General features: G+C 43.2%; 22 protein-coding genes. 12 read left to right on the forward strand and 10 right to left on the reverse strand.

Annotation, left to right across the window (positions count from 1 at the left end):
* Window positions 1-16: 16 nt before the first annotated feature.
* Genes ACROAE_RS07880 through ACROAE_RS07900 form a run of 5 tightly spaced genes read left to right on the forward strand, consistent with a single transcriptional unit; the run spans window position 17 to window position 4,547 of the window.
* Window positions 17-1,264 (forward strand): beta-ketoacyl-[acyl-carrier-protein] synthase family protein, encoded by a 1,248-nt coding sequence (locus ACROAE_RS07880; protein ID WP_432400491.1) that lies wholly within the window; start codon window positions 17-19, stop codon window positions 1,262-1,264.
* A 4-nt stretch (window positions 1,265-1,268) separates the two neighbouring features.
* Window positions 1,269-1,769, forward strand: coding sequence for a hotdog family protein (locus ACROAE_RS07885; RefSeq protein WP_432400493.1), 501 nt, complete (start codon window positions 1,269-1,271; stop codon window positions 1,767-1,769).
* 29 nt (window positions 1,770-1,798) lie between these two features.
* Window positions 1,799-2,524, forward strand: coding sequence for a 3-ketoacyl-ACP reductase FabG2 (locus tag ACROAE_RS07890; RefSeq protein WP_432400495.1), 726 nt, complete (start codon window positions 1,799-1,801; stop codon window positions 2,522-2,524).
* On the forward strand, window positions 2,521-3,747 hold the full coding sequence (locus ACROAE_RS07895; protein ID WP_432400497.1) for a beta-ketoacyl-ACP synthase: 1,227 nt from the start codon (window positions 2,521-2,523) through the stop codon (window positions 3,745-3,747). Before ACROAE_RS07890 ends, ACROAE_RS07895 begins: the two co-directional genes overlap by 4 nt.
* Window positions 3,748-3,776: 29 nt before the next feature.
* Window positions 3,777-4,547, forward strand: coding sequence for a hypothetical protein (locus ACROAE_RS07900; protein ID WP_432400499.1), 771 nt, complete (start codon window positions 3,777-3,779; stop codon window positions 4,545-4,547).
* A gap of 105 nt (window positions 4,548-4,652) precedes the next feature.
* Here the strand turns inward: ACROAE_RS07900 and ACROAE_RS07905 are convergent, their stop codons facing one another.
* The 6 genes from ACROAE_RS07905 to ACROAE_RS07930 all read right to left on the reverse strand — a co-directional run bounded on the left by ACROAE_RS07905 (window position 4,653) and on the right by ACROAE_RS07930 (window position 9,856).
* Complete coding sequence (locus tag ACROAE_RS07905) at window positions 4,653-6,155, reverse strand: methyl-accepting chemotaxis protein (RefSeq protein WP_432400501.1); 1,503 nt, start codon at window positions 6,153-6,155, stop codon at window positions 4,653-4,655.
* Between the two features lie 8 nt (window positions 6,156-6,163).
* A complete protein-coding gene (locus ACROAE_RS07910) occupies window positions 6,164-6,775 on the reverse strand; it encodes an SCO family protein (RefSeq protein ID WP_432400503.1) in 612 nt (203 codons plus the stop codon).
* Window positions 6,776-7,053: 278 nt separating this feature from the next.
* Window positions 7,054-7,647, reverse strand: coding sequence for an FMN-dependent NADH-azoreductase (locus tag ACROAE_RS07915; RefSeq protein WP_432400505.1), 594 nt, complete (start codon window positions 7,645-7,647; stop codon window positions 7,054-7,056).
* Between the two features lie 135 nt (window positions 7,648-7,782).
* The gene (locus ACROAE_RS07920) at window positions 7,783-8,265 is read right to left on the reverse strand and encodes a thioesterase domain-containing protein (RefSeq protein WP_432400507.1); all 483 of its coding nucleotides are present in this window, start codon (window positions 8,263-8,265) and stop codon (window positions 7,783-7,785) included.
* A gap of 34 nt (window positions 8,266-8,299) precedes the next feature.
* On the reverse strand, window positions 8,300-8,737 hold the full coding sequence (gene dtd, locus ACROAE_RS07925; protein ID WP_432400510.1) for a D-aminoacyl-tRNA deacylase: 438 nt from the start codon (window positions 8,735-8,737) through the stop codon (window positions 8,300-8,302).
* 114 nt (window positions 8,738-8,851) lie between these two features.
* Window positions 8,852-9,856 carry a virulence factor BrkB family protein gene (locus tag ACROAE_RS07930; RefSeq protein WP_432400512.1) on the reverse strand — a complete coding sequence of 335 codons (1,005 nt, stop codon included), beginning with the start codon at window positions 9,854-9,856 and terminating at the stop codon, window positions 8,852-8,854.
* A 105-nt stretch (window positions 9,857-9,961) separates the two neighbouring features.
* Between ACROAE_RS07930 and ACROAE_RS07935 the strand changes: the two genes are divergently transcribed.
* Both ACROAE_RS07935 and ACROAE_RS07940 read left to right on the forward strand, forming a co-directional pair.
* Window positions 9,962-10,186, forward strand: coding sequence for a hypothetical protein (locus tag ACROAE_RS07935; protein ID WP_011635820.1), 225 nt, complete (start codon window positions 9,962-9,964; stop codon window positions 10,184-10,186).
* Between the two features lie 64 nt (window positions 10,187-10,250).
* Entirely contained in the window at window positions 10,251-10,898 is a 648-nt protein-coding gene (locus tag ACROAE_RS07940; RefSeq protein WP_432400514.1) for a DUF2959 domain-containing protein, read from the forward strand.
* Window positions 10,899-10,993: 95 nt separating this feature from the next.
* Here ACROAE_RS07940 and ACROAE_RS07945 read toward each other — a convergent pair whose 3' ends face one another.
* From ACROAE_RS07945 to glnA, 4 genes are all read right to left on the reverse strand, one after another.
* Window positions 10,994-11,464: an Lrp/AsnC family transcriptional regulator gene (locus tag ACROAE_RS07945; RefSeq protein ID WP_432400516.1), complete on the reverse strand. Its 471-nt coding sequence runs from the start codon at window positions 11,462-11,464 to the stop codon at window positions 10,994-10,996.
* Between the two features lie 205 nt (window positions 11,465-11,669).
* Window positions 11,670-12,206: a type II secretion system protein gene (locus tag ACROAE_RS07950; RefSeq protein ID WP_432400518.1), complete on the reverse strand. Its 537-nt coding sequence runs from the start codon at window positions 12,204-12,206 to the stop codon at window positions 11,670-11,672.
* A gap of 89 nt (window positions 12,207-12,295) precedes the next feature.
* Entirely contained in the window at window positions 12,296-13,879 is a 1,584-nt protein-coding gene (locus ACROAE_RS07955) for a diguanylate cyclase domain-containing protein (protein WP_432400520.1), read from the reverse strand.
* 190 nt (window positions 13,880-14,069) lie between these two features.
* Entirely contained in the window at window positions 14,070-15,479 is a 1,410-nt protein-coding gene (gene glnA, locus ACROAE_RS07960; protein ID WP_432400522.1) for a glutamate--ammonia ligase, read from the reverse strand.
* Between the two features lie 487 nt (window positions 15,480-15,966).
* Between glnA and typA the strand changes: the two genes are divergently transcribed.
* The 5 genes from typA (at window position 15,967) to glnG (ending at window position 21,486) form a co-directional block, all read left to right on the forward strand.
* Window positions 15,967-17,778 (forward strand): translational GTPase TypA, encoded by a 1,812-nt coding sequence (gene typA, locus ACROAE_RS07965; RefSeq protein WP_432400524.1) that lies wholly within the window; start codon window positions 15,967-15,969, stop codon window positions 17,776-17,778.
* Window positions 17,779-17,913: 135 nt separating this feature from the next.
* Entirely contained in the window at window positions 17,914-18,225 is a 312-nt protein-coding gene (locus ACROAE_RS07970) for a pyrimidine/purine nucleoside phosphorylase (protein WP_188957524.1), read from the forward strand.
* A 107-nt stretch (window positions 18,226-18,332) separates the two neighbouring features.
* Window positions 18,333-18,857, forward strand: a complete 525-nt coding sequence (locus ACROAE_RS07975; RefSeq protein WP_432400526.1) for a DUF4124 domain-containing protein — start codon at window positions 18,333-18,335, stop codon at window positions 18,855-18,857.
* Window positions 18,858-18,996: 139 nt separating this feature from the next.
* The gene (glnL, locus tag ACROAE_RS07980; RefSeq protein ID WP_432400528.1) at window positions 18,997-20,034 is read left to right on the forward strand and encodes a nitrogen regulation protein NR(II); all 1,038 of its coding nucleotides are present in this window, start codon (window positions 18,997-18,999) and stop codon (window positions 20,032-20,034) included.
* Window positions 20,035-20,070: 36 nt separating this feature from the next.
* Complete coding sequence (gene glnG, locus ACROAE_RS07985; protein ID WP_432400530.1) at window positions 20,071-21,486, forward strand: nitrogen regulation protein NR(I); 1,416 nt, start codon at window positions 20,071-20,073, stop codon at window positions 21,484-21,486.
* Window positions 21,487-21,600: the final 114 nt, after the last annotated feature.

Here is a 21,600-nt window from a genome sequence, read left to right on the forward strand (position 1 = left end):
AGACTGAGCACACAATATGAATAACCAAATTGCAATAACCCATATCGGACTTTGTACGCCATTAGGCAACTCGCCTGAAACAGTGTTGCAGCGCTTGGTCAATGGCGACACCAGTGCCATGCAATACCGTGATGATTTATTGTTTAGCGGCCCAACGATTGTCGGTAGCGTAAATGATGATAGCCTTATTGATATTCCCGAGCATTTACAGTTGTTTGCTTGTCGAAATAATCAGTTACTCCATACCGCAGCAATGCAAATTGCCGAGGCTGTGAGCGAGGCAAAAGCACGATATGGCGCTGATAGAATTGGCGTAGTATTAGGCACGAGTACCTCGGGAATTTCCAAAGGAGAAGCGGCATTAGCCTATCAACTCGAACATGGTCACTTTCCACCGAGTTACCATTACTCACAACAAGAACTGGGCAGCACTAGCGACTACCTCAAGCAGTTATTTGAGCTCAGCGGCCCTTGTTACACAGTATCGACCGCATGTTCATCAAGTGCCAAAGTCTTTGCCAGCGCACAACGATTACTGCAAGCAAACTTGTGTGACATGGTTATCGTGGGCGGCGTCGACAGTTTATGCCAATTAACCGTAAATGGATTTAACTCGCTAGAGTCTATTGCTAAAGCACATTGTAATCCGTTTAGTCAGCACCGCGATGGCATCAATATTGGTGAAGGTGCCGCATTATTTACCTTAGCGCGTGGCCAAAGCGACGTCATGCTAGCGGGCATAGGCGAATCTGCCGATGCCCACCATATTTCAGCGCCGCATCCTGAAGGCTTAGGCGCTATTGCCGCCATGCATAGCGCATTAGCCGCGGCCAATATTCAGCCAGAACAAATCGATTATGTTAATTTGCACGGCACTGCCACCCCAAAAAACGATGCCATGGAATCACGCGCAATCACCAAGGTATTTAGCCCAGCATTACCGCCGTGTAGCTCAACCAAACCCTTAACAGGCCACACTTTGGGTGCTGCTGGCGCCATTGAGGCAGCATTTTGTTATTTACTGCTCAGCCCACATAATTATCTTCAACAGTTGCCCCCTCATATATGGGACGGTCACGCTGACAATAACGACCCAAGCATACCCTTAGTGAGCGACAACGCTTCACAGCACGCCAATTCACCGCTAGCTAATTCACAACCAGCAAAGTCACAACCAGCAAAGTCACTCAACTACATTATGAGTAACTCATTTGCCTTTGGTGGCAGCAACGCCAGCGTTATTTTTTGTAAAAAGGATGCCTAAAACCATGTCGACCCTTATTGCTGACGCCACGCTATTAGGCCACGATATCAGCGAGTTTGTGCCGCATCGAGCGCCAATGATTTTGATTGATAAGCTACTCGAACATCAACCCGACACTCTGCTTACGGCTATCCATATTAGCGAAGCAAGCGCTTACTTTGACAACACAATCAATGGTGTGCCCAATTACGTCGGCATTGAATACATGGCGCAGAGCATTGCAGCATTAGCAGGCGTTGAAGCCAAGTTAAAGGGTGACAAAGTACGCGTCGGTTTTTTACTTGGAAGCCGTAAATTACAGATGCACATAGGCCATTTTATCCTTGGGCAAACCTATCACACCAAGGTAAGCCGCCTTTATCAAGAGCCTTCTGGTTTAGCGGTATTTGATTGCCAAATATTTCATCAAAACCATGTGGTCGCCTCGGCAAACGTCAATGTGTTTCAACCACTAAACACTCAAGCCTATATTAACGAAAACCAAACAGAACCTAGCAACTCATAATAATAAAACAGCACATCATGGAGAGACTTGTGACTAACAGAGTATTAATTACCGGCTCAAGCCGGGGGATCGGCAAGGCCATTGCCATTAAATTAGCCGAAAATGGTTTTGATATTGCGCTGCACTTTCACAGCAACCATAGCGCAGCGGCAGAGGTACAACAAACACTCAGCGCCCTTGGCGTTAATGTGAGTTTATTACAATTTGATATCGGCGATCGTCCTGCTGTAAAACAAGCCATTGAAGCCGATATTGCCGAGCATGGTGCTTATTACGGGGTGATTTTAAATGCCGGCATAAACCGCGATACCGCCTTTCCCGCCATGACAGAAAACGAATGGGACAGTGTTATCCACACTAATTTAGACGGTTTTTACAATGTGATTCACCCCACCATCATGCCGATGGTGCAAGCCCGTAAAGGTGGACGCATTATTACCCTCGCATCGGTTTCGGGTATTGCCGGTAATCGCGGTCAAGTCAATTACAGCGCCTCTAAAGCAGGCATTATTGGTGCAACAAAAGCATTGTCGCTTGAGTTAGCCAAACGCAAAATCACCGTGAATTGCATTGCTCCAGGGTTAATCGAAACCGACATGGTGAGTGATTTCCCAACCGATTTAGTCAACCAAATGGTGCCAATGAAACGCATGGGCAAACCCAATGAAATAGCCGGTCTGGCAAACTTTTTATTGTCTGATGATGCCGCATACATCACCCGCCAAGTTATCTCGGTCAATGGAGGCATGATATGAAGCGCGTAGTCGTCACTGGTATGGGCGGGATTTCGGCTCTAGGCCAGGACTGGCAACAGATTAAAGCCAGTTTATTAGCCAAGCATAATTGTGTTATTCGCATGGACGAGTGGGATCGCTATCCTGACTTAAACACTCGCCTCGCGGCGCCCGTGCGTGATTTTGCAGTGCCATCACATTACTCACGTAAAAAAACTCGCTCCATGGGCCGGGTGTCACTCATGGCAACCCGCGCAAGCGAGCTGGCGTTAGAAGACGCAGGGTTGTTAAATGACCCTGTATTGAGCTCAGGCCAGGTTGGAGTAGCCTATGGTTCATCAACCGGCAGTACCGACCCTATCATGGGCTTTGGTGACATGCTAAAAACCGGTGAAATGTCAGGACTGACCGCCACCAGCTATATCAAAATGATGGCCCACACTACGGCGGTAAATATTGGGGTATTTTTTGGCTTACAAGGTCGTATTCATACCACCAGCAGTGCCTGCACCTCTGCCAGCCAGGGCATAGGTTATGCTTACGAAGCGATTAAATACGGTATGCAAACCATTATGTTAGCCGGCGGCGGTGAAGAGCTGTGCCCAACGGAAGCCGTGGTATTTGATACTTTATTTGCTACCAGCACTCAAAATGATACTCCCGAACAAACCCCACGCCCATTTGACTGTCAGCGTGATGGTTTAGTCATAGGAGAAGGAGCCTGTACGTTAATACTCGAAGAGTTAGAACACGCTCAAGCTCGCGGGGCAACAATCTATGCTGAGCTTGTTGGCTTTGGCACCAACTCTGACGGTCAACATGTGACTCAGCCCAATGCATACACCATGGAAGTGGCCATACGTTTAGCGCTAAAAGACGCGAAACTGTCGCCGCAAGACATTGGTTACATCAGCGCGCACGGTACTGCTACAGACCGTGGCGACATTGCCGAAACCGCAGCAACGCATGCTGTTTTTGGTGCAAATACGCCAATATCATCACTCAAAAGCTATACCGGCCACACGCTTGGCGCCTGTGGCTCACTCGAAGCCTGGACCAGTATCCAAATGATGAACGAAGGCTGGTTTGCACCAACATTAAACCTCAATGAAATTGACCCTGAATGCGGCAAGTTGGATTATATCCAGGGCGATATTCGCCAGCTTGATACCCAATACATCATGAGCAACAACTTTGCCTTTGGTGGTATCAATACTTCACTGATTTTTAAACGCTGGAACTAAGAAATTACTCACATGATAAAGGACATAGCATGACAAAGAATTTAAGCAACATGGCTATCAGCGGATTACTGATAGCCGTAGGATTATTGAGTTCGTTATTCACCCCGTTAGTCAGCGCACAAGAACCGATTGTACAAGAGCAACAATACCTCGCGATTTTTCAAAGTGACAACCACGCTCAACAAATACAGGCCATTGAAACCTTAATCATTTCAGGGCCGCAAGATGTCGGTGTATATGACGCGGTAGAAGCATCGCTTAAACAGAGTTTAGCCAGCGCAACTGACAAACAGGCTATTGATTATTCATCTTGGCTTGCTAAAGGTTTAGGCTATTCTGGCAACGAGAAATATCGTGCTACGTTAAGCCAAATCGCCGAAGGTGATTACCATAAAAAATTACGTAAATATGCCAATGAAGGTATTACTAATATTAGCCAATACGTCATTTGGAATCCCATTCTGCACGCGCAAACGCATGTCGATTTAACGCCACGTTTAAATGCATACAGCAACGCTTTAGCCAGTGATGACCTGATATTAATCCGCATTGCCGCTAAGCGGATCATGTATGAACGAGAATATAGCGAGGTGATGTTAACTCAACTTAGTGAACAATTAGCTCAGCCACGCCTGCTTGACGACAGCCGTTTAGCCATTGATACCTATGCCTGGTTAGCCAAAGCCTTAGCCAGCTCAGGTAACGATAAGTTTAAACCAGTCATTGAAGCGATAGCTAACAACGCAGACAATAAAAAACTGCGCAGCTACGCCAAAAAGTACTTAAAAACCTATTTTTAAGCGCTTATGCCAATATTTAGATGTTTCTATCTAAGATAAAATAAAAACAGATGTGAGCAGTCATGCTGACATCTGTTTTATTTCAAAGCCTACGTACTCTAAACGCTACACTTTATAGGCGGCGGCCTTAGTTTGATAATCTTCGGTAATGCGTTTCATTTCAACAGCACCAACCGCAAGCTTCTGCACTTGCTCAGATAACACCACCACTGCTTTGGCATTCTCTAAAATCTCTGCACCAATTTGGTTGAGTTTATTGGCTTGTTCTTGAGTGCCATTGGCAACATTGTTGCTTAAGGTAGAAACTTGGCCAATTTGCGCGGAACGCAAATCGAGTCCCTTAGCAATATTATTAGTATGCTGCACGTTTTCTGAAGTGCGCTTTCTGCCTTGGTCCATCGACTCAACTGTTTTTAACATACTCACGTTTAGACGACTCAACACTTTTTCAATACCATCTGTAGATTGGCTCGTTCGTTGCGCTAGTGTACGAACTTCATCGGCAACCACTGCAAAGCCACGGCCACTCTCACCAGCTCTAGCGGCCTCAATTGCCGCGTTCAGCGCTAGTAAATTAGTTTGATCTGAAATGCTGCGAATAGCTTGCAGCAACGAGGTAATGGCCGCTACATCTTTGGTCAGTTCGGTTAAAGACTCTGTCACCTCTGTAGTATTAGTTTCAAGCAGTTGCATGTCTTTCATGATGCTAAGCGCACTTTGCCGATCGCTAATGCTTGAACTTGCAGCATCTTTAGCTTGCTCTGCAGATAACTGGCTATCGTGAGCCATTTGCTGAAAATGGTCTATTACCACTTGCGTAGCATCGGCTATGACATGAGCTTGATGAGTTTGTTGCTCCACTGAACGCTGAGTCTTATCACTTAAATTCATTAAATTATCAGAGGTATTGGCCATTTTCGTGGCAATATCACGATAATCATGAAATAACTGCGACAACTCTTCGAGCATTAAATTAAACGACATTTCCGCTGGCGTGTCTGCTGATGGCAACCGAACGGACAAATCTTTATTGGCTGAAATGGTTTCAATCGCGCCAGCAATACGCTGGTTAGCCACGGCATCTGTGCGCATAAACAAGCCGATACGGATTAAAATAAAGGTCTCTACCGCAGCAAATAATGCATGGACCAACACAATGGTCCAATTACATTCACCGGCAAAAATCATCACTGGCGTATCAAATAAACTGACACCTTGCAGTTGGATATAGGTCAAGCCAACATGATGCACCGCAACGGTTAATAATGCCGCCAGCAAGGGTTGCCAGCGTAAATAAATCAAAAATACACCCATAGAAGCAAAAATATGGAAGTGCATCTCAAGCATGCCCATCTGGCTTTGAATCAACAACCCAGAAACGGTCATCATAATCACCGCCCCCACAATGGCAAATAACTCAGTGCCTTTTAATAAGCTGTAACTTAACTGCACTAAGACTAAAATCGCAATCGCAGCGATAGTGCTAAATGTCAGCATTTTTGCCCCAAAAAAGCCACTCATAAACAGCAGTGGCCCTTGTAGCATTAATATTTGGTAAATATATGAATCATGCTTTTTTAACAGCGTTGTTGTTTGGTTATCATTCATAAACAGGCCTACATTTCAGATGAAATAATGTGCTTAAGCTCATGCAGCATTTTGGGTGTTGAAAGCTGCTTAGCCGTGTATATTCTTGCAAGTTGTCCATCAGGGGACACTAAAAACAGTTTACCAACATGGTTTATGCTGGTGAGTTCATGATTGATATTTTCAGACAATCGCCTATCTAATCGCTGTAACTGCTCATCAGATAATGACGCGCTCACAAAGCGAGGAGATCGATCATCAATTAAACTTTTACGCACTTCGGGGGTATCGTTGTCAGGATCAATCGTTACAAACATAAATTGCACCTCAGCCCCAGTAAACAAAGCATCCTGCTGTATGTGTTGCTCCAATTGAATCATTTGTTGGACCCGTATCGGACAAATTTCAGAGCACGATAAAAATCCTAAGAATAAGTATGTATATTTACCCGCGGACGCAGGAAATTGATGCGATTGCTGTTCAGCATCTTGCCAAGTAAAGCGTAATTGCTGGTGGTCGTTAATATTAATGCCGTAGGATTCACTGCCTTGATACCATTGGCTTAACACCATAAGTATAGGGATCATTCCTAAGCAAATACAAATTAAAACCGACGCAATAACCACTTTTTTTAATTGCATAGGTTAACGCCTTTTTGTGTCAAAGGACCCACTAACTCAACAATATAATGATAGCTGGATTGACTCAAATACAATGGGTCAACAAGATAGAAATATTTTGATTAGGCTGTGAGTTGAGATTGATATATTTCCAGCAATATATCTTAACGCTCAATACGTTGCAGATAACAACTTGGATCAACACAAGAGAGAGTAATACAAAAAAGTGGGTAGGTTCGCCAATAAAAACGCCCAAATCGTGTAGATTTGGGCGTTATGCATAGGTCAAGATAATTGAATTACAAGGTAATCGCGTCGATAGTCTGCTTAGCTTGGCTCATTCCCGCTTTGGCGGCATCTGGGCCCATATTCAATGCTTCGGCGTATACGGTTTCAACATGAGTAATACCAATAAAGCCAAGTACGGTAGTTAAATAAGGCACCACGTGATCTGTACTTCCGCCTTTATGTGCGCCGCCACGCGTAGTGACAATAATCACACGCTTACCCTCAATTAATCCTACAGGGCCTTTGTCGGTATAGGCAAATGTCACACCCGCGCGCGCGATAAAATCGATCCAACTTTTTAAGGTTGTCGGAATACTAAAGTTATACATTGGTGCGGCTATCACAATCGTGTCATGGGCTTTGATCTCAGCGACTAATTCGTCCGACAATATCAAAGCGGCTTGTTGGCGCTCAGATAAATTGTCGCCGCCACGTAAACCTGCAGCAATCTCGCCATCTAACATCGGCACTGGGTTGCTACCTAGGTCACGAGTTGTTATCTCAGCACCTTGTGCACTCCACTGCTGAGTTGCATAGTCAACAAGTGCTGAAGATTGAGAGTATTCGCCTAAAATGCTCGATTTTAACATGAGTACTTTTGTCATCGTTTATTCCGCCTACTAGGTTAAGTTTATTCAGTGAGGTCTCTACATAATCGACCAATGACATCAATATATTGAACGATAAAAAAGAAAAAAAGCGGATAAATGTAGCAATAAGGTTCGATTAATTAGAAAGGTTTACTCAGGCATCACTTTAGGTAAAGACACATAATGACCCGTAAAAGCAGCACACAGCTGTTCGTTACAATATAGTCCGACTTCTAATGTGACCTTAATCCGCTTGCCATCAGCTAAACCAGACATATCAGTATTCGGCCAAATCACTTTCGCAATGGGGTCGGCCGTAATAGGTTTGATGTACTTTACGTTGGCATCAGCTAATACAATGTCCCCTTGTAGCGTTAAACGTTGTTGTTGCAACCACACCATGCCCCAGCCTGTTAGGGTCATTAGCGTATAAATGCTGCCAGCAAACATAGTGTTATGCAGATTAATATTCGGGGTTAATGGCGCGGTGACCTGTAATTCAGTGCCACTAAAACGAAGCGGCTGAACCTGCATAAACTGGCTTAAAGGAATGGTGCTATGCCATGTATTTTGTAATTGAGATAACAGTTCGCTAAAACCACTACCGATTGGCATTACATTGTCTTGTGACATTACCACTCCTTATCGTCTATGCCTTATTTAAAAGTTAAACCTGCAAATTAAAGGTCACTGGGCCGTCATTGAGTAATTCAACTTGCATGTCGGCACCAAATTGACCCGTTTGAGTTTCAATGCCTTGTTGGCGGCAAAAATCCACAAAATCGAGATACAATTGCTTAGCTTGCTCTGGGGTGGCTGCACACGAAAAACTTGGCCTTAAGCCTCGCCCAGTGTCTGCTGCCAAAGTAAATTGCGATACCACGAGTAGCTGACCGCCCACTTGCGACACATTAAGGTTCATTTTGCCGTCATCATCGCTAAACACGCGATACTTCATGACCTTAGTTGCCAGCTTTGCCATTTTTTCAGCATCATCTTCGCGCTCAACACCCAGTAATACCAGTAACCCTTGATCAATTTTACCGATCACTTCGTCATCAACCGTAACAGACGCACGCTTGACCCGTTGAATTAATGCAATCATAAAATCCTAATAACCTTAAATAAGCGGTAAAACATAATGCCATGGAATATCCCATGTCGCGCGATACAAATATCACGCAAAATAACCCGGCTAATTATCTATCATCAAAAAGAATTAAGACTTATCCACCGTTGAATCTGCGACTGCTTTAGCCTGTGACTGATTTGATGTCATCACGGGATCATGAACATTCATCTTTTGAGCATTATCGTCTTCGCTCGAGGCTTCACCTTCGGTAAAGATCTCTGCTTTCATCTCTTCTGCAATCAACGCTAAGCTGTCTAAATATTCAGGTAAGGCGGCGGTAATTTCAGCACCCAGTAACACGATCATCCACGATAGATATACCCACACAAATAAAATAGGGATAACAGCTAACGCACCGTAAATCGCTTCGTAACTAGGGAATTGCGTCACATAAAATGCAAAACCTTTTTTACCGGCTTCAAAGAGTACCGCAGCCACAATAGCTCCGAGTAGCGCATGTAAAAAACGCACCTTTTGGTTAGGCACCACCATATACAGCAATAAAATAGAGGCCACAGAAAACAACAATGGGATCCGCTCTACAATCCACGGCACAATGCCCGAGAGCTCTGTGCCAGTCACCACTTCTAGTGACACCACATAAGATGTTGCCACTAAACTTGCACCAATAAGTACAGGGCCTAAAGTAAGCACCATCCAATACATTGAAAATGACACCACATATGATCGTTTTTCGCTAATTCGCCAAATGTTATTCAACGCTTTGTCGATGGCCGATATCAACATAATTGCGACAAACACTAATGCGATAATACCAACAAAGGTCCCCTTAGAAGCGTTTGCGACAAACTCGTTGATATACACTTGCACCGTGTCGCCGGCGGCAGGAATAAAGTTGTTATAAATAAACCCTTCAATCTTACCTCTAATACCCTGGAATACCGGAAAAGCCGATAGCATCGACATCGTCACGGCCACCATCGGCACTAACGACAACAAGGTGACATAGGCCAAATGGCCCGCACGGATATTAATTTGGTCATCGGCGAGGCGTTGTTTTAGGTGCAGTAAGAACTGGCCAATACCAGTGAAAAACTCGACGAATGGTCTAAAATCAAACTTCTTGGGCATAATAATCCTTATTTCATAGTCCGTTAGTAGAGATAACATTTGTATTAAGCCACTAACTTCGTACAATGTTATAACATATTAGTGCTAAAAGAATGGAGCAAATTGATGTCTCAGCAAGGTTCGGCGGGTAATGTCCTCGCAGCAGTAGCAAGTTTATTTTTCCCAGGCCTAGGGCAACTTTTACAAGGACGCATTTTAGCGGCATTGTTATTTTTCTGTATTACGGCAGTATGCTACTTCTTTTTCGTATTAGTCATTCCCGCCATTATTGGTGGCCTGTTCCATTTATGGAGCATTATCGACGCTGCAAAATTTAAATCAGGCAGTTAATCAAATCTGATCGTTAACCTCTTTAAGGTTACGTTCAACTCAAACAATAAAAAGAGACACATTGATGAAAAAATGGATATCACTGGCACTATTAAGTAGCAGTTTACTGTTGAGCGGTTGTCAAAGCGCCTATTACGGTGCCATGGAAAAAGTCGGCTATCACAAGCGCGACATTATGGTTGATCGTGTTCAAAATGCCAAAGAGTCACAAGAAGAAGCACAAGAGCAATTCAGTTCCGCACTCGAAGAAATGCAAGCTTTACTGGCTTTTGATGGCGGCGATTTAGAAGACGCCTACAACAAAGCCAAAGATGAATATGAGTCGGCACAAACTGCGGCGGATGAAGTCACAAATCGTATTGGTAAAGTGGAAGATGTCGCCGATGCATTATTTGAAGAATGGCAAGATGAAATCACCGAGATAAGCAAAGCCAGCTTACGCCGCAATAGCACCAACAAACTGAACGAAACCAAGCGCGCTTATACTTCATTAGTGAGAGGCATGCGCCGTGCAGAAGCTAAAATGCCACCGATTTTAACCGCAATGAAAGACAATATGCTCTATCTAAAGCATAACTTAAATGCTCAAGCAATTGGCGCGATTAAAGGTGAATTTGCTAGCTTACAAACTGACATTTCAAGCTTAATTAATGAAATGAACAAGTCGATAGAAGAGTCGAACAAGTTTATTGCGTCAATGGAGCAAGGTTAGTCGCTCTCTCTAGCATCATTAGGTATTAGGTATTAGGTAATTTGAGTATTGGCTATGTAAGCACGCCGAGCATAGCCAATATAATCAATAACTGACTACTCTATCGGCGATGCGTCGACTGGCAGTACGTTATGACTAAATATTTGTTTTAACACTACTGTGGTTTCAATATTAGACACGTACTTTAAGTTACCTAAAGATTTTTTAATGAACTGCTCGTAGGTCACTAAGTCTTTGGCGACTATCTTTAATAAATAATCATGCGACCCGGTGACGACAGAGCACTCCATTACCGCAGGTAATTGCGCTACCGTACTCTCAAACAATGCTGTTGACTCATCTGAATGCTCACTCAGGCGCACTGATGCGTACACCACGACACTTAGGCCCACTTTTGCAGGATCTACCTGGGCACCATAGCCTACAATGACTTTATCAAGCTCAAGCTTTTTGACTCGACGCAAACAAGGCGTATCTGACATATTTACTTTGTCGGCTAATTCAGAAACCGCCATTCGGCCATGACGCTGTAATATTTCTAATAGCTTTAGGTCTTTCTTATCCATTAAACAGATCGCTTTTTTAGTCAGAATCAAATGAGTGATTAATTATATAAATATCATATTTTTGAGTGAAATCCTCTACAAATCGTACTTGAGCTCAAAAATATCACGCCACTAACCCAATTATACCTTCGATATTCTGGCTACCAACAAAAATGCCATGAAGTAATCTTCATGGCACTCTTTTAACTGTGAATGATTCACCGCGTTAACAGTCGTCAATATCGACTTCTACCAGAGGTTGCTCACCCGCAGCTAAGGGTTGTGAGTAACGAATTTCACATTTATTAGCAGCATAGTCGGCGTTTGGACGAATTCGTAAGCCCGTGCGGCCTGATGATGTATAAGTGGCTAATTTGAACTCACCACCATCAGAGATATCCGCAATGTTAATCATTCTTGCAATGCCCGCTGAAGTATGACGCGGATACCCGTAAGCGAGCGTAATCGATTGCCCTTGTACCGTAATACTATTACCTAGACCATTCCCCGTTCCGGCAGCAGCAGTTTCATCGCAACTGGTACTAATGACACATGCTGAATACACCATGGTTTTACCACTATTAATGGCGGCGGCAACACCTTGCATTACACTGGCATAAGCATCACTTTTTAAGCTGATAAATTTAGGGGCTGCAACAACCGCTAAAACACCCAAAATAATGATTACCACCACTAACTCGATTAGAGTAAAGCCATTGGGTTTGGTTTGCGCACGACGAGAGATTGTTGCGAGTCGACTCATTTTGTAATTACAATCCTTAATCTAAATACGTTAAGTGCATAACTGACTTTATCATTAATTCTATCGTTATTTTTGCATGGGTGCGATGACTAACACGCATGCATGACTTGGTCTTTACCTGCATGCTTAGCTTGATACATGGCAACGTCTGCACGATGAATAAGACTGTCTGTATCGGTATCGACACCATCGTATTGAGCAATACCAATACAGGCGCTAACGTTTAACTGGTGACCGTCTATTTTATAAGGCTGCTTAATTATTTCTAATACCCGTTTAGCCTTGCGGTTAACAATATCACACTGGTTATCGTGCTGTAAAAGTAACACAAACTCATCGCCACCATAGCGAGCTAAAATATCACCAAACTCAAGACTGGCCGCAACCTTTTGCCCAATACTGACCAACAGACTGTCACCGATGCCATGGCCATAAGTATCATTAATCATTTTAAACCCATCTAAATCGATAAATAAAAGGGAAAATGGTTGTTTTGCATCAATACGTTGCTGGATAGTATTTCTAATCGACATACGATTAGCGAGCCCGGTTACCTGGTCATGATTAGCTAAATGCAATGCTTCGGCTTGAGCCTGGGCTAAATCAGCGGTTTTATCTTTTACACGTTGCGCTAACTCTGCCTGACTACTAATAACTTGCTTCGACATGTAATGAAAACTGTCAAACAAGGTCACAAACTCGGTGGTTTCAATACGCTGCTTAGTCCAGGGGGTGAGTTGAGTTTGCTGCTTGGCTAAAGCACATGCTTGAGCGGTAAGTGCAGCAATCGGTCGCGTGATCAATCCGGTCATCCACCAGCTTAGTAGTAAACAAGCAAAAAACGATAGGGAGGCAACCCATAAAATGGTATTAATTTCAGATTCTGCTCGAGCATACAATTCATCCAATGGTTGCGGGATCATTACTCCCCACCCCGTTGTAGGCACAATAGTATAAGCCGCTATCATATCCTGCTTAACAGCCGGAGAATAAAACTCCATCACACCAGTATTGCCGGCCATCATTTGTTTCACAATGTTGACTTTAGACAAACTTTTACTGTTTGCTTGCCACTCTTTATTCGGGTGAGCCAACACATTACCTTGGCGATCGACAATAGCAGCATGGCCTTTTTTGCCAAATTTAACCGCAGACTGCAATAAACCAATAAATGCAGGATTCATTACCGCCAACCAGATACGTTTCTGGTTATCTTGACGGATCATATACAAAGTTGGATTCGCGACACCGAATTTATGCACGTCAGTAAACGTTGCGCTAGATAATTGAGAAAGATCAAAAACATTATCACCCTCGATTAACGATAAAGGCTGTGATTGTGCGGGACCAAATAACACGTTGACGAGCTGGCCTTGAGCGTTATATTCACCAACAGACTCAACATCAATGTCTTTAAAAAGTGAAATAAATTCAGAGGAAATTTGCTGTTTAATAACAGAATCAGTGGCGCGATTAAATATCGATAACGCGTCGACACTATAGCGGTCTAGTGCTTGTGATAAGTTTTTTGCTAACAATAAATGTTTGTCATGAACTGTTCGATATTCATTATCGAGCGCATTATGGCTGGTCCACAACGCTAAAACACAAATAGGTATCAAAGACACCAAGGTCATCGCAATTAATAACAAATACCTAAATGATAATTTCATCTAATTCTCATATGCAGAACTTTTGAGCAATACAATGGCAGGGGAAATATTGCCGTGCGGAAAAATACGAACGCAACACCTTAGACACATCTGTTTACATTTGCAACATACTGTATAACAAAAAACCCCGATAATTGCTTATCGGGGTTGGGTATTTTGCAATACTGAATCGTTTATAAAAACCGACTCATTATAGGCTGTAATACATCTCAAACTCTAATGGGTGAGTAGTACGTGCAACACGCTCAGCTTCACCTTTCTTAATTGCGATATAAGATTGGATGAAGTCTTCACTGAATACGCCACCTTTAGTTAAGAACTCATGATCAGCTTGTAGATTCTCAAGAGCATTTTCTAAAGACGTTGCTACTTGTGGGATCTCAGCCGCTTCTTCAGCAGGTAAGTCATACAAGTCTTTATCCATTGCTTCACCTGGGTGGATCTTGTTTTGAATACCGTCAAGACCAGCCATTAATAGTGCCGCAAAACCTAAGTATGGGTTTGCATGTGGATCAGGGAAACGCGCTTCGATACGACGGCCTTTAGGGCTTGGTACCACTGGAATACGAATTGATGCACTACGGTTACGTGCTGAGTAAGCTAACATAACTGGCGCTTCAAAATGCGGCACTAAACGCTTATAAGAGTTAGTGCTTGGGTTGGTGAATGCGTTCAATGCACGAGCGTGCTTGATAATACCACCAATATAGAACAAGGCCATTTCGCTTAAGCCAGCGTACTTGTCACCCGCGAATAAGTTAACACCGTCTTTTGATAATGACTGATGCACGTGCATACCGCTACCGTTGTCGCCAACGATTGGTTTTGGCATAAATGTCGCTGTCTTTCCATAAGCGTGAGCCATGTTATGAACAACGTATTTTAGAATTTGGATTTCATCTGCTTTTTTAGTCAAAGTGTTAAAACGTGTAGCGATTTCGTTTTGACCCGCTGTAGCCACTTCATGGTGATGTGCTTCAACAACTTGACCCATTTCTTCAAGCACTAAACACATTGCTGAACGTAAGTCTTGTGATGAATCGACAGGCGCGACTGGGAAGTAACCCCCTTTAACCATTGGACGGTGACCTGTGTTGCCATCTGCATAGCTAGTACCTGAGTTCCAAGCCGCTTCTTTTGCGTCGATTTTAACGAAACAACCTGACATATCAGTGCCAAAACGCACGTCGTCGAATAAGAAGAATTCTGGTTCTGGACCAATCAATACGGTGTCAGCGATACCAGTAGACACAAGGTATGCTTCTGCTTTTTTAGCAATTGAACGTGGGTCACGGTCATAACCAGTCATAGTGCCTGGCTCTAAAATATCACAGCGAATAAGGGCTGTTGTTTCTTCGGTAAATGGGTCTAAAACGAATGTTGTTGGATCAGGCATTAATACCATGTCTGATTCATTGATGCCTTTCCAACCTGTGATTGAAGAACCATCAAACATTTTGCCGTCTTCAAAAAAATCTTCATTTACTTGATGAGATGGAATAGAAACATGCTGCTCTTTACCTTTAGTGTCGGTAAAGCGCAAATCAACAAACTTAACTTCTAACTCTTCAAGTTGCTTTAAAACTGATTCAACTGACATTCTTAAGCCTCCGGTAGGGTAAAGGGTTGTCCCTTAATATAATCTTGGTATTCGCCAGATGGTGCATCTGGAAAACGAATTTTCATTTTTACGATTACTGCCATTAAAGCGATAATCATGCCAATTAGTTAACCTTTTGATTTTGTTAATTTTGAAAATATCAAAGATCAACAAAACAAACGCTTCGCACCAATCTTGTGCACCACTATGTTTCAATGTGGTGCAAAAGTCCATTGTGGTGCATATGCAAATTGATAAAGTTTTAGCCACTGTCACATTTGTGTATGACAAGCTTGTTACTATGACTTAAATAAAGGTTTTAACGTGTTTTTTGAGCTCGAGCAAGCTGAAAAAATTGATGTGTTCAAAAATAATCCTATCTACAAAAGCCGTGCTGAAGTAGAATGGCACGCTTTTTTATGGTGTCTATGATTATTCAGTCGCTATAAAGCCCCCTTTTTTTGTTTGCTGGTTTAGAGGTTTATCCGTGTTAGAGAATTTACGTAACATCGCCATTATTGCCCACGTTGACCATGGCAAAACAACCCTGGTTGATAAAATGTTGGCGCAGTCAGGAACCCTTGCATCTCGTGGAGAAGCTACTGAGCGGGTTATGGATTCTAACGATCTTGAAAAAGAACGTGGGATCACCATTCTGGCAAAGAATACTGCCATCCAGTGGAACGACTACCGCATCAATATCGTAGACACTCCTGGCCACGCTGATTTCGGTGGTGAAGTAGAACGTGTTCTATCTATGGTTGATTCAGTATTACTATTGGTTGATGCAGTTGATGGCCCAATGCCACAAACTCGCTTTGTAACCAAAAAAGCGTTCGCTCAAGGCCTTAAGCCAATTGTTGTTATTAACAAAATTGACCGTCCAAGTGCTCGTCCAGATTGGGTTATTGACCAAGTATTCGATTTATTCGTTAACTTAGGTGCCACTGACGAACAGTTAGATTTCCCTATTGTTTATGCTTCTGCGTTAAATGGTTTCGCGACTTTAGATCCAGAAGAAACTAGCACTGACATGACGCCGCTATTCCAAACCATCGTTGAGAAAGTGTCTTTCCCAGACGCAGATGCAGAAGCGCCATTCCAAATGCAAATTTCTCAAATCGATTATAACTCATACGTGGGTGTTATCGGTATTGGCCGTATTACTCGTGGTAGCGTTAAGACTAACCAACAAGTGACCATTATTGGTGCTGACGGTAAGAAACGTAACGGTAAAATGGGCCAAGTATTAGGTTACATGGGTCTAGACCGCACTGAAGTTGAAATCGCTAACGCGGGCGACATCGTTGCTATTACAGGTTTAGGCGAGCTTAAGATTTCTGACACAATTTGTGCAGTGAATGCAGTAGAAGCAATGCCACCGTTAACGGTTGATGAACCAACACTAACGATGACATTCCAAGTAAACACTTCTCCGTTCGCGGGTAAAGAAGGTAAGTATGTAACTTCACGTAACATTCTTGAGCGTTTACAAACTGAATTAGTTCACAACGTAGCATTACGTGTTGAAGAAACAGACAGCCCAGATCGTTTCCGCGTATCAGGCCGTGGTGAATTACACTTATCGATTTTAATTGAAAACATGCGTCGTGAAGGTTATGAATTAGCCGTATCTCGTCCAGAAGTTATTCTAAAAACAATCGATGGTGAGCTATGTGAACCATACGAAACCGTAACAGTTGACGTTGAAGAAGACCATCAAGGTACCGTAATTGAAAAATTAGGTACACGTAAAGCTGAAATGAAAGACATGCAACTTGACGGTAAAGGTCGTGTCCGTATCGACTTCATTATCCCAAGCCGTGGCTTAATTGGTTTCCAAACTGAGTTCTTAACTGCTACTTCAGGTACTGGTTTGATTTATCACTCATTTGATCACTACGGTCCACATAAAGGCGGTGACATCGGTCAACGTGCTAACGGTGTATTGATTTCAAATGCTACAGGTAAGTCATTAACGTTCGCACTATTCGGTTTACAAGACCGTGGTCGTCTGTTTATTGGCCACGCGGCCGAAGTATATGAAGGTCAAGTTGTGGGTATCCATGCTCGTGCTAACGATTTGACAGTTAACTGTCTTAAAGGCAAGCAGCTAACCAACATGCGTGCATCTGGTACTGACGAAGCTCAAGTACTGACTCCACCAATCAACTTGACTCTTGAGCAAGCGCTTGAGTTCATCGATGATGACGAGTTAGTAGAAGTAACGCCTAAGAACATTCGTGTTCGTAAGAGATTCTTAACTGAAAACGAACGTAAGCGTAATAACCGCAGCTAATTCTATTCAGTAAAAATACTTAGCCCAGATAATTATCTGGGCTTTTTTATGTCTGCATGAAAACATTTAACTAGGAAGTTTAATTAAAGATCTGTAATACTCATCGACAATATTTAACATTAATTAGGAGTCGATATGAGTATGTTGCAACATGTCAGTGTGGCAAAACAGGCCAACGTGTATTTTAATGGCAAGGTCACGAGCAGAAGCGTGTTGTTTACTGATGGCAGCAGACAAACTTTGGGTGTGGTACTTCCGGGTGAATATGAGTTTTCTACTGCTGAAGGTGAAATCATGCAAGTGACTTCTGGTGAATTCGAGGTGTTATTGCCCGGCGAAACAGACTGGAAAGCATTCAGCGCGGGTAGCCAATTTGAACTTGCACCAAATGTGAGCTTTAGCTTACGCACGAGTCAAATATCAGAATACTGCTGTCACTATATCTAGTGGTAAATCTAGCGTATTGCCAGATCAGCTTAATCACGACAGATTAAGCTGATTTTTTAATAAAAAGCGTCTACTCTATGAAAATATTGATTTTCAAGGAGTTCAACATGCGCGCAATCTTACTTATTGGCTTGCTTATCATTAGCGCCAACAGCCTCGCGACCGTTTATCACTGGGTAGATGAGAATGGTAAAGTACATTATTCTGACGAACCAAAAACTAACGCAGAAGCGGTTGATCTTAATCAGAATACTCAAAATAGTATGACCATCAATACCCCACCTCAAGCCAATGTCACGCCCGAAGCAGCAACTCAAGTTAGTTATACAGTCACGATTATCTCACCTCAAGAAGAGGCCACCATTCGCGATAATAATGGCGATTTTAGTGTTAGCGTCAGTGTTGCACCAAAACTGCCAAAAGGCGCCAAAATGATATTATTAGTTGATGGTGTAGCCACTACTGAGCCACAAACTTCAGCAACATTCCAACTCAGTGGCATTTTTAGAGGCGAACATAACATTGTTGTGAATGTGGTAACACAAAGCGGCAAAGTACTTGCATCTAGCTCTCCAAGAAAGGTATTTCTACATCAGGCATCAGTATTTGGACCGGCTAAAAAGTCTAGATAGCAAAGATAAAAACTATAATATTCATTAAGTTAAAACTTATATTTAGGTTTTTAGTCTTGATTGCTGTTTGTGTGGAATAGGTTGCAGCCTGCACCAAAGTGGTGCACCATGTTAGTGCAACCCCATATTAGGACGGCGAATGGACACCAATAACCTACTCAATCATTTAGTTACGGCAGTGCTGGTTATCAACACCGAGCTAAAACCGTGCTATGCCAACGCTGCGGCGGCGCAATTACTTGGGATAGGCAATCACAAACTACTTGAGCAAACTTTACCTGAGCTTTATCAATTAATGGGAGTAGAGCCACAACTACTTCGTGATGCCATTGCAGCAGGCCAAGGCCTAACCGTAAATACCGCAGCACTAATCACTCTTGACGGGCAGCATCACACAATTGATATCACCTTAATGCCAATTGAAAATGACACAAATCTGAGCGTTTTAGAACTACGCCAAGTTGATCAGCAACGCCGAATTCATCAGCAATTAAATATGGACGCCCAGCAGCAGGCTGCACAGTTTTTAGTGCGTAATTTAGCTCATGAGATTAAAAATCCATTAGGTGGTCTGCGGGGTGCAGCGCAGTTACTCTCTCGAGAATTAACCTCTCCAGATTTAAAAGAGTTCACCAGTTTAATCATTGAACAAGCCGATAGGCTGCGCAATTTGGTCGACCGACTTTTAGGGCCGCAACGCCCAACTCAACACTCAGCACACAGCATTCACCAAGTGGTGCAAAAAGTATTAAAACTCGTACAAATGGCAATGCCAGACAATATTAAAATCAAGCGAGATTACGATCCGTCGATCCCAGATTTACAAATGGATCCAGATCAAATGCAGCAAGCTGTGCTCAATATTGTACAAAATGCCATTCAAGCATTGGAGCCCTGTGGCGGTGAGATTTTAATAAAAACTCGCACTCAACATCAGGTCACCATTGGTACTCAACGCTATAAATTAGTCTTAGCACTGTCGATTATTGATAACGGTCCAGGCATTCCCCTCGATTTAGTGGACACCCTTTTTTACCCTATGGTCACCGGTCGAGATGAAGGTTCAGGCCTAGGGCTATCGATTGCCCATAACATTGCCCGTTTACATGGCGGCCGTATTGATTGCGTGTCAGCACCTGGACACACCGAATTTATTATTAACCTGCCATTACAATAATTAGCATGCCCTTTATTGGCAGAATGAGGTTTTAACATGAACATAAGCGAACAAGTTTGGATCCTCGACGACGACAGCTCTATCCGTTGGGTATTAGAAAAAGCACTCAAAGGTGCTTCGTTATCTACCGCAAGCTTTGCCGCTGCCGAATCACTGTGGCAAGCATTAGAATCATCACAGCCACAAGTGATTGTGTCAGACATACGTATGCCAGGCACCGACGGATTAACCTTACTAGACCGCTTACAGCTGCACTATCCGCATATTCCCGTCATCATCATGACAGCGCATTCAGATTTAGACAGTGCAGTGAGTGCCTATCAAGCGGGGGCGTTTGAATATCTGCCTAAACCATTTGATATCGATGAAGCCATTAGCTTAGTTGAGCGCGCACTAACTCACGCCACAGAACAAACGCCTGTTGCAGCAGTAGATACCGCAGTCAAAACCCCAGAAATCATTGGTGAAGCACCGGCTATGCAAGAGGTGTTTCGGGCAATTGGGCGTTTGTCTCGCTCATCTATTAGCGTGCTCATTAATGGCCAGTCGGGTACAGGTAAAGAATTAGTCGCTGGCGCATTGCACAAACACAGCCCACGTAAAGATAAATCATTTATTGCGTTAAACATGGCGGCTATCCCTAAAGATTTAATCGAATCGGAGTTATTTGGCCATGAAAAAGGCGCATTTACTGGTGCGTCTAATGTGCGCCAAGGACGCTTTGAACAAGCCAATGGTGGTACGCTATTCTTAGATGAAATCGGCGATATGCCATTAGATGTGCAAACGCGTTTATTACGCGTACTCGCTGACGGCCAGTTTTACCGCGTTGGTGGTCATCAAGCGGTACAAGTTGATGTGCGTATTATTGCCGCGACCCACCAAAATTTAGAAGTGTTAGTGCAAAAAGGCACGTTTCGTGAAGATCTGTTTCACCGCTTAAACGTGATCCGCGTACATTTACCTCCGTTGTCACAACGCCGTGAAGATATCGCGCAACTTGCGACTCACTTTTTATCGACCGCAGCAAAAGAGATAGGTGTTGAGCCTAAAATTCTAACGAAAGAAACAGCCGTCAAACTGGCAAACCTGCCATGGCCAGGTAACGTTCGTCAGCTGGAGAATACGTGTCGCTGGTTAACTGTGATGGCATCTGGTCAAGAGATTTTGCCACAAGATTTACCTCCTGAGTTACTCAAAGACCCAGTTTCAAACCAACAAAAACATGCTGGTGCAAGTGATTGGCAAACGGCATTAACAGATTGGATAGACGAAAAGCTCGCGGCAGGTGAAAGTGATTTATTAACTGAAGTGCAACCAGAGTTTGAACGTATTTTGCTGGAAACCGCATTACGTCACACCCAAGGCCATAAGCAAGAAGCAGCTAAGCGTTTAGGCTGGGGACGTAATACGTTAACACGTAAACTCAAAGAGTTATCGATGGACTTATAAGGTATGGTTAATAAGATATAATTATTAACCCCTTATATTACATGACATTATAGTTTATCTTGGTCTCTATGTGACTATGCACTCACATTAATAAATTATTTTATCTTATTCCAT

This window comes from Shewanella sp. MF05960 (assembly GCF_050849305.1).
In the GTDB taxonomy this organism is placed as follows: Bacteria; Pseudomonadota; Gammaproteobacteria; order Enterobacterales; family Shewanellaceae; genus Shewanella.

Excerpts from the sequence above, each read along its gene's own strand:
- ACROAE_RS07880 (WP_432400491.1), top strand. The coding sequence starts at position 17 with ATGAATAACCAAATTGCAATAACCCATATCGGACTTTGTACGCCATTA.
- ACROAE_RS07885 (WP_432400493.1), top strand. The coding sequence starts at position 1,269 with ATGTCGACCCTTATTGCTGACGCCACGCTATTAGGCCACGATATCAGC.
- ACROAE_RS07895 (WP_432400497.1), top strand. The coding sequence starts at position 2,521 with ATGAAGCGCGTAGTCGTCACTGGTATGGGCGGGATTTCGGCTCTAGGC.
- ACROAE_RS07900 (WP_432400499.1), top strand. The coding sequence starts at position 3,777 with ATGACAAAGAATTTAAGCAACATGGCTATCAGCGGATTACTGATAGCC.
- ACROAE_RS07905 (WP_432400501.1), bottom strand. The coding sequence starts at position 6,155 with ATGAATGATAACCAAACAACAACGCTGTTAAAAAAGCATGATTCATAT.
- ACROAE_RS07910 (WP_432400503.1), bottom strand. The coding sequence starts at position 6,775 with ATGCAATTAAAAAAAGTGGTTATTGCGTCGGTTTTAATTTGTATTTGC.
- ACROAE_RS07915 (WP_432400505.1), bottom strand. The coding sequence starts at position 7,647 with ATGACAAAAGTACTCATGTTAAAATCGAGCATTTTAGGCGAATACTCT.
- ACROAE_RS07920 (WP_432400507.1), bottom strand. The coding sequence starts at position 8,265 with ATGTCACAAGACAATGTAATGCCAATCGGTAGTGGTTTTAGCGAACTG.
- dtd (WP_432400510.1), bottom strand. The coding sequence starts at position 8,737 with ATGATTGCATTAATTCAACGGGTCAAGCGTGCGTCTGTTACGGTTGAT.
- ACROAE_RS07930 (WP_432400512.1), bottom strand. The coding sequence starts at position 9,856 with ATGCCCAAGAAGTTTGATTTTAGACCATTCGTCGAGTTTTTCACTGGT.
- ACROAE_RS07935 (WP_011635820.1), top strand. The coding sequence starts at position 9,962 with ATGTCTCAGCAAGGTTCGGCGGGTAATGTCCTCGCAGCAGTAGCAAGT.
- ACROAE_RS07940 (WP_432400514.1), top strand. The coding sequence starts at position 10,251 with ATGAAAAAATGGATATCACTGGCACTATTAAGTAGCAGTTTACTGTTG.
- ACROAE_RS07945 (WP_432400516.1), bottom strand. The coding sequence starts at position 11,464 with ATGGATAAGAAAGACCTAAAGCTATTAGAAATATTACAGCGTCATGGC.
- ACROAE_RS07950 (WP_432400518.1), bottom strand. The coding sequence starts at position 12,206 with ATGAGTCGACTCGCAACAATCTCTCGTCGTGCGCAAACCAAACCCAAT.
- ACROAE_RS07955 (WP_432400520.1), bottom strand. The coding sequence starts at position 13,879 with ATGAAATTATCATTTAGGTATTTGTTATTAATTGCGATGACCTTGGTG.
- glnA (WP_432400522.1), bottom strand. The coding sequence starts at position 15,479 with ATGTCAGTTGAATCAGTTTTAAAGCAACTTGAAGAGTTAGAAGTTAAG.
- ACROAE_RS07970 (WP_188957524.1), top strand. The coding sequence starts at position 17,914 with ATGAGTATGTTGCAACATGTCAGTGTGGCAAAACAGGCCAACGTGTAT.
- ACROAE_RS07975 (WP_432400526.1), top strand. The coding sequence starts at position 18,333 with ATGCGCGCAATCTTACTTATTGGCTTGCTTATCATTAGCGCCAACAGC.
- glnL (WP_432400528.1), top strand. The coding sequence starts at position 18,997 with ATGGACACCAATAACCTACTCAATCATTTAGTTACGGCAGTGCTGGTT.
- glnG (WP_432400530.1), top strand. The coding sequence starts at position 20,071 with ATGAACATAAGCGAACAAGTTTGGATCCTCGACGACGACAGCTCTATC.